Consider the following 7,384-nt stretch of genomic DNA (forward strand, 5'->3'; position numbering starts at 1 on the left):
GACTTCCTTATGTTAACATCTTCGTTAGTTAATGTCAACTAAGTTTTTTATTTCTTTTGTCGCTTGCGACGTTAATGTCATCGGCGACTTGTTCTATATTACACCTCTATAGATCAATCGTCAATACTTTTTATCTTTTTTATTTTATAAATTATCAAAGCTTTGCCCTCTCTTACTTTCTAACACATCCTTAGATTTTCTTAAACTTATGTATTCAAATTAACAATCTGCAGCTTACACTCCCTAACTCAATACTAATACTTTTCTAAAGAATGAATTTGAGACCAAGTAAATATATATTAAGGATAATATTTTTCCTTTTGGTACGTCCCCCTTCCGCTCACCTCTAGGGGATTATATATAAAACATTTCTCTTCTTTACCTTTACTAAATCAACAAAAAGAAAAAGAAATCTAATAAACTTAGGAGGCGTTATGAAATGCATGTTAATAAAAAGATAATTTATGTATCCCATGATGCCCATTTCCACGGAGCACAGTTACTTTCTTTACATACTATTAAAGCTCTTAAAGAAAACTTTGATTACTCTGTTGCAATTATTTCTATTGGATCAGGTATTTTAATTCCCGATTTCCAAAAGTACGGTCCTGTTTATTGTCTCGAGCAAGATTATCAAACAGAAGAAAAGGTTGAATCATTAATAAAGGATTTATTATCACAGGATTTTACCCTCGCCATATGTAGCACTGTCATAAGTGGCGATATCGTCGCATTACTAGCTAGACACAATATAAAAGTCATTTCATTAATACATGAATTACCGCATTTAATACAACAGTACTCTGCTGAAGGGAAAGCTAAAAACATCGCTGAATTTGCTTACAAAGTTGTCTTCCCTTCACAATACGTATATGAAAAATTTCGTACAATCACTGAATTGGATCCTCAAAAATGTCATATTCTCCCTCAAGGTTTGTTTAACCACAATCCTTATAAGAACAATATTGCAAAAGCTAGAAATGAATTACGTAAGAAGCTTAACCTGCCTCTAGATAGCAAAATCATCTTGGGTGTAGGCTTCGCAGATTATCGAAAAGGAATAGATTTATTCTCACTTCTCTCTTACTCAGTGAGAAAGACTCACAAGGATATTCATTTTATTTGGGTAGGGAGAACGGATGTTCAATTCCTGAATACACTGCCCCCTAAATATAAAGCACATTTCACATTAGTCGATCCTACTCCCGATATCGGATTATATAACGCCGGAGCTGACTTATACTTATTAACTTCAAGGGAAGATCCTTTTCCAAATGTTGTTTTAGAAGCATTAGATGCAAAGCTTCCTGTTATAGGGTTTAAAAATGCTGGAGGTTTTGAGGATGTTGTTACAGAAAAAACTGGTGCCTTAGTAGACTTTTTAAATTTACCCAAAATGCTAGAAAAAATATATGAATTTATTCATGATGAGGGATTACGATTACAAAAGGGAAGCTTCGGCCAAGAACTTATCGAAAAAAACTTCAATTTTCTTAATTACATTTATCAATTACTAGATCTTCTCGAACATAATTACAAAAAGATAAGCGTAATCATACCAAACTATAATTATGAAAAATACTTATCTGATCGAATCGAATCAATATTAAACCAAACCTACCCTCTTTACGAACTAATTTTCTTAGACGATGCCTCTACCGATTATAGCGTATCAACTTTTAAAAAGCTGCTCTCAAAAGAAAATAAGACCCACCTGAAGGTTCAACAGATTATTAATGATAAAAACTCTGGTTCTGTATTTAAACAATGGATAAAAGGAGTCTCTGTAGCAACTGGTGATTATATTTGGATCGCAGAGGCCGATGACTTATGCGATAAGACATTTTTACAAGAGGTGATAGAGGGGTTTTATATAAATAACAATATTACCTTAAGCTACACACAATCAAAACAAATAGACGAACAAGGAAATGTATTGGCTAATCATTATTTAAATTACACAAATGATATCGATAAAGAAAAATGGAAAGCACCCTATTTTCGAAAAGGCGTCGATGAAATACAAGATACGTTACTTATTAAAAACACTATACCTAATGTCTCGAGTGTAGTTTTTAAAAATATAGATATGAAGAAAACAGAAAAACAGTTAGAAAAGTTCAAAATAGCTGGTGACTGGTTCTTCTATGTCTCTCTTCTTACAGAGGGCGATATTTACTTCAATCCAGCATCCCTAAACTATCATAGACGACATTTAAATAGCGTAACAAGAACAGAAGATTCATACTCCCATTACAATGAAGTTGTGCAAATACAAAATTTCATTAAAGAAAGCTTTACTATCGACGACATTTCTAAAATGAAAATGTATACATATAGAAAGTATCTTAAAGCATACTTAAAAATTTAAACGTATGCTTTCTCTGCCATCAATATCTCTTGTAAGGCGATACTATTATTTAAGGGGGAATACTCTTTGAAAGACTTTATAGAGGAACATAAAGATTTAATTTCTCAAATCGCACACAGCTACAATGTAAATGCAAGTATCCATCCTGAGGATCATATCTTTCAGTTCATTGTCACTAATCCCGTTTTCCCATCAAAAAAAGAAGCGATAGATTACTATTTTAAAGACGGGCAAAACTCAGCACAAATACTCTTAGACTTAATCACTTCCCTTTATCCTCCTACAGGCAATCCAATCAAATTGTTAGAGTTTGCATCCGGATACGGTTGCGTAACACGTCATTTATTAAATCTACAAGCGAATTTGAGTATAACCGCTTGCGATATACACGAAGAGGCCATTTCCTTTATTGAAAACAAATTAAATAATTCTTCTATATTATCTCATCCTGAGCCTGAACAGTTAAAATTGGACTCCTCTACGTACGATATTGTTTTTTGTCTATCCTTTTTTTCTCATATGCCTGATACAACTTGGTTTCGTTGGCTGCAAACATTGTATAACGCTGTTTCACCTGGCGGTTTATTCATTTTCACAACCCATGGCTATCAAAGCAAAAAATACTTTGGGTTTCCAAATTTAAATGAACAGGGCTATTGGTTTCTCTCTTCTAGTGAACAATTCGATTTAGATGTGAATCAATACGGACAAACGATAGTTAGTCCCTCTTACGTGTGTGACAAAATTAAATTATTGCCCTATAACCCAATCATCAAAAAGTATACTGAAGGATTTTGGTGGGAACATCAAGACCTTTGGATAATAGAAAAAGAAGTAAAATAATAAACCACGCTCTGCTTACATACAAGTAGAGTGTGGTTTATTATTTTTTACTATATAAGAACTCTTCAATCCATAGCTTATTTAATCTAATCCCATTTTTAAAATCTATTTTAGGTTCCCAATTCAATTCTTGTTTTACCTTATCAATATTTAAAATGATTCTTTGAACGTTCTCTTGTTTTTGTTTATAACAAATAAAGTCCACTTTTCTTTCTGTTATTTTCTCTAGTTCCACAATAATTCGTTTTAAAGAAAGACCTTTGCCACTCCCTATGTTATATACGCAAGATTTCAATTGATTTAATTGTGCTAGTTGTATAGTAATTTCAACTAAATCATCGATATAAATATAATCTCTAATAATCTCCTCTGGATTCCCATATATATTAATCCTTTCATTACTGAGATGCTGGTACAAAAAACAATTTATCGCTCCAACTTTTTTTAAGGGGTTTTGGTATTTTCCATACGGATTAGAATATCTACATACAACATAATCTATTCCATATTTTCTCTGATAAAAATACAAATAATTCTCGAGCGAAACTTTTGTTATTCCATACGGGGAAAGTGGTCTTAATGGATGTTTCTCATCAATAGGCAAATATTCAGGTTCACCATAAACTGTGCCTCCCGAAGAAGCTAATATAATTTTTTTAATACGAAAATCTTTAACACTTTCCATGAAATTAAGAAAAAATAGACTACTATTAATATCGCCGAAAACATCTTCAATTGAAGTTGCTACGTTAGACGTCGCAGCTAAATAAATAATAATATCTATATTCACTAAAGCTTTATATATATCCTCAACATTTTCTAAATCACCTTTAATAAATTCAACTTCACTTATAATATTTTGAGGGAAATTATTTATATGTCTGGAAAATACTTTTACATTTTGCCCCTGTTTCAATAAACCCAATGCGAGGTTGATACCAATGAAACTATTTCCACCTACTATTAAATAATTATTCTTCCTCATAATATCATCTCTCTAGTAATAAATTTTCCCCTTCGTCAAACCTAAAAATATAAACAAATGACTTGATCATTACTATTATTCATCCTCTTATCATTGTATGTTTATTATAATTTTTCATTATCTTTATTTTCTATTTTCATTTTAGAATAGCTTCCTTATTCAGGTTGACTGCAAAAACACTCATAATATTTACTCATCCCCATGAATATATTTAATAAACAATCCTCACTTGTTTAATCCATAAAAAACGTCTACATACACAAACTTCTCAAAAAAGGAGTGCTGAACTCATGAAAAATATAAATCAAGAACTTTTAAATCATGTAATTCTACATAAAGATCGAATTCCGCATTACCATAAAGACTTTCCCCTTATACTATTTTGGAGTCATAGAAGCGGATGCACCTCATTAGCTAATTGGTTCTTTTTTCAAATTGGATTGTTTACTGAAGCAAAGAAATACAATGACTTTATTCATTACTATGAGTTCTGGGTATATAAAAACAATACAAATTACGTACCAAAGTTACAAAACGGTCTTCTAGAAGGTAAAAAGGATGTTTGTAAACTTGTGCGAAATCCCTATACAAGAGCTGTCAGCTCATTTTTATTACTTGCTGATAATCCATATGCTAGCCTACAATGGGAAAGTATTCGTCATTATTTTTATAATGACAAATATAGTAATCAAGGAATATCATTTAAACAATTTTTATATTACGTTCAGGCATTTGGTTCCAATTCCCTAGCAATAGATATACATTTTAGCCAGCAATACATCCCTGGTGAAGAAAACTTCATCCAATGTTATATTCCTTTAGAAGATTTTAATGCACAAATCACCAAACTAGAACACACGTACGATTTGATGAAATCCAATTTAGCACTTCTTACAAATTCAGATCATCATCGCGCCCACAAGATGATTTATGCAGGAAGCTATGCAGAACTTAGCATTACAGATACAGACTTTCCCCGATTTCCAACATACGAAAGCTTTTATGATAAAGAAACTATAGATTTAGTTACAGAAATATACGCACAGGACTTTGAAATATACCCATACACGAAAGGGATATTTTAAGTCTATACATTTTTCTATGAATAAAAGCTAATGCATCGCATAGCATAAAGTGAAACTTTAATTCGAGTCGGGTTCTCTCCAACTGATTATTCTCTTCGCCCAATTGTACTTTTAAAAGATACCTAACTTTCACCCATTCTCTTTAATTTCGCCGATTGTTAACGTGTATCATACTCTCCATAAATACATTGCATGTAACAAAGGAGGGATGTCGTGTGGAAATCAATTTGAAACACAATAATGGGTACTGCGTTATTTGCGAAAAGAAAGCTACATTTATAGAGCATAATGATTGGCTTAGAGATCATTATTTATGTTCTACATGTAACTCTATACCAAGGCAGCGAGCTTTAATCCATGCTTTACACACATTTTTTCCAAAATGGAATTCCTATAGTATCCATGAATCCTCTCCTGGAGCAATTACAACTCAACTACTATTAAAAAACTGTAAAAACTATACATATTCTCAATACTTTAAAAACTATCCTCTTGGCCAATACTTTCAAGGAATTAGATGTGAGAACTTAGAAGACATGACTTTTGAAAATGAATCTTTTGATTTATTCATTACTCAAGACGTTTTTGAGCATGTAATGACGCCAAACAAAGCCTTTAAAGAAATAGAACGAGTATTAAAACCTGGCGGGGCTCATGTATTTACTGTCCCTTGGTATCATACACTCACAAAAACTGTGCAAAGAGCTAGATTGAATAAAGAGGGGATTGAATATATTGAAGAGCCCATTTATCATGGAAATCCTATTGATGAGAACGGATCTTTAGTAACATTCGATTGGGGGCAAGATATGATTGAATATATTTATACACACGCAAATATGTATACAATTGTTTATTTACAAAAGGATAGATCACTCGGGTTAGATGCTGAATTTTTACATGTTTTTATTAGTAAAAAATGTGTAAAAAATTTCTAAATACTATATAATTCAGTGATTTAATAAATGAATAGTAACTTCCCACTACTTGAACTACGAATAACACAAGGGGGATATAACTTGAAAATAATCGCTTTTTACTTACCACAATTCCATCAAATTAAAGAAAATGATCGATGGTGGGGGAAAGGATTTACTGAATGGACAAATACTAAAAGTGCACGACCTTTATTTTCAGGACATTATCAACCGAGGGAACCTTATCAAGATTTTTATTATGACTTAACTACCCCCTCCGTAAGAAAGTGGCAAGCAGAAATCGCTAAAGCATACGGTATATATGGTTTTTGTTATTATCATTATTGGTTTAAGGGAAAAAGACTATTAGAAACCCCCTTTAATGACGTACTAAAGATGAAGGAACCTGACTTCCCTTTTTGTCTTTCTTGGGCAAATGAACCATGGACAAAATCTTGGGATGGTCTCGATAAACATATATTAATGCCTCAAGATTACGGAGATATATCTGATTGGAAGGAACACTTTGATTATTTATTACAGGCTTTCCAAGATGAGAGATATATTTATATAGATGATAAACCTCTATTCATTATTTATCGTCCAGGACATATTCCTGATTGTGAAAAAATGCTTAATTACTGGAATGCATTAGCGCGAGAAAATGGTTTAAAAAGCATATACTTTGCTGAAACATTAAACAGTTTTCCACTACCTAATATAAATGGATTCGATGCTAGCATTCAGTTTGAACCTTTCTATACAATTGCCCATGATAGCTCTTCAGACATAAATAAGGTCATATATGATTCTGATATGCAATTGAATGTTTGGGACTACGATAAAGTATGGATGTATATATTACAACGATCGCTCCCAAAGAAAAAAACATTTCCTGGGGCTTTTGTTGATTGGGATAATACTGCACGACGTAAAAACGCAAATAGCAGCATCTTTGTAGGTTCTACCCCTGAAAAGTTCACCATATATTTAAGCAAGCAAATTCATCGTACTTACTCTTTTTATAACAGCGAGTTTTTATTTATTAACGCATGGAATGAGTGGGCGGAAGGAACTTACTTAGAGCCAGATGAAAAATATGGATTTTCTTATTTAGAAGGGGTTAAAAATGCAATTGATAGAGGTATGAAAGCATACAAAAAAGACGAGTCATTCTGACTCG

The 7,384-nt window shown here is 32.3% G+C and carries 6 protein-coding genes; 5 read left to right on the forward strand and 1 reads right to left on the reverse strand.

The features are described 5' to 3' along the window. Window positions 1-439: 439 nt before the first annotated feature. Together RT27_RS29215 and RT27_RS29220 are read left to right on the forward strand one after the other, a co-directional pair. Window positions 440-2,371 (forward strand): glycosyltransferase, encoded by a 1,932-nt coding sequence (locus RT27_RS29215; protein WP_043938600.1) that lies wholly within the window; start codon window positions 440-442, stop codon window positions 2,369-2,371. A 66-nt stretch (window positions 2,372-2,437) separates the two neighbouring features. Next, entirely contained in the window at window positions 2,438-3,214 is a 777-nt protein-coding gene (locus tag RT27_RS29220) for a class I SAM-dependent methyltransferase (protein WP_043938602.1), read from the forward strand. Between the two features lie 40 nt (window positions 3,215-3,254). Here the strand turns inward: RT27_RS29220 and RT27_RS29225 are convergent, their stop codons facing one another. Then, window positions 3,255-4,199 carry an NAD-dependent epimerase/dehydratase family protein gene (locus tag RT27_RS29225; protein WP_043938603.1) on the reverse strand — a complete coding sequence of 315 codons (945 nt, stop codon included), beginning with the start codon at window positions 4,197-4,199 and terminating at the stop codon, window positions 3,255-3,257. Between the two features lie 290 nt (window positions 4,200-4,489). Here RT27_RS29225 and RT27_RS29230 point away from each other — a divergent pair, with 290 nt between their 5' ends. From RT27_RS29230 to RT27_RS29240, 3 genes are all read left to right on the forward strand, one after another. Beyond that, window positions 4,490-5,284 carry a sulfotransferase family 2 domain-containing protein gene (locus RT27_RS29230; protein ID WP_016083745.1) on the forward strand — a complete coding sequence of 265 codons (795 nt, stop codon included), beginning with the start codon at window positions 4,490-4,492 and terminating at the stop codon, window positions 5,282-5,284. Between the two features lie 215 nt (window positions 5,285-5,499). Then, window positions 5,500-6,222: a class I SAM-dependent methyltransferase gene (locus RT27_RS29235; protein WP_016083746.1), complete on the forward strand. Its 723-nt coding sequence runs from the start codon at window positions 5,500-5,502 to the stop codon at window positions 6,220-6,222. 81 nt (window positions 6,223-6,303) lie between these two features. After that, window positions 6,304-7,380: a glycoside hydrolase family 99-like domain-containing protein gene (locus RT27_RS29240; RefSeq protein ID WP_043938605.1), complete on the forward strand. Its 1,077-nt coding sequence runs from the start codon at window positions 6,304-6,306 to the stop codon at window positions 7,378-7,380. The last annotated feature ends 4 nt before the right edge of the window (window positions 7,381-7,384 follow it).

It is taken from the genome of Bacillus sp. L_1B0_5 (assembly GCF_000836715.1).
Classification (GTDB): Bacteria; Bacillota; Bacilli; order Bacillales; family Bacillaceae_G; genus Bacillus_A; species Bacillus_A thuringiensis_S.

Coding starts and splice junctions, on each gene's coding strand:
- RT27_RS29230 (WP_016083745.1), top strand. CDS start 4,490: ATGAAAAATATAAATCAAGAACTTTTAAATCATGTAATTCTACATAAA.
- RT27_RS29215 (WP_043938600.1), top strand. CDS start 440: ATGCATGTTAATAAAAAGATAATTTATGTATCCCATGATGCCCATTTC.
- RT27_RS29225 (WP_043938603.1), bottom strand. CDS start 4,199: ATGAGGAAGAATAATTATTTAATAGTAGGTGGAAATAGTTTCATTGGT.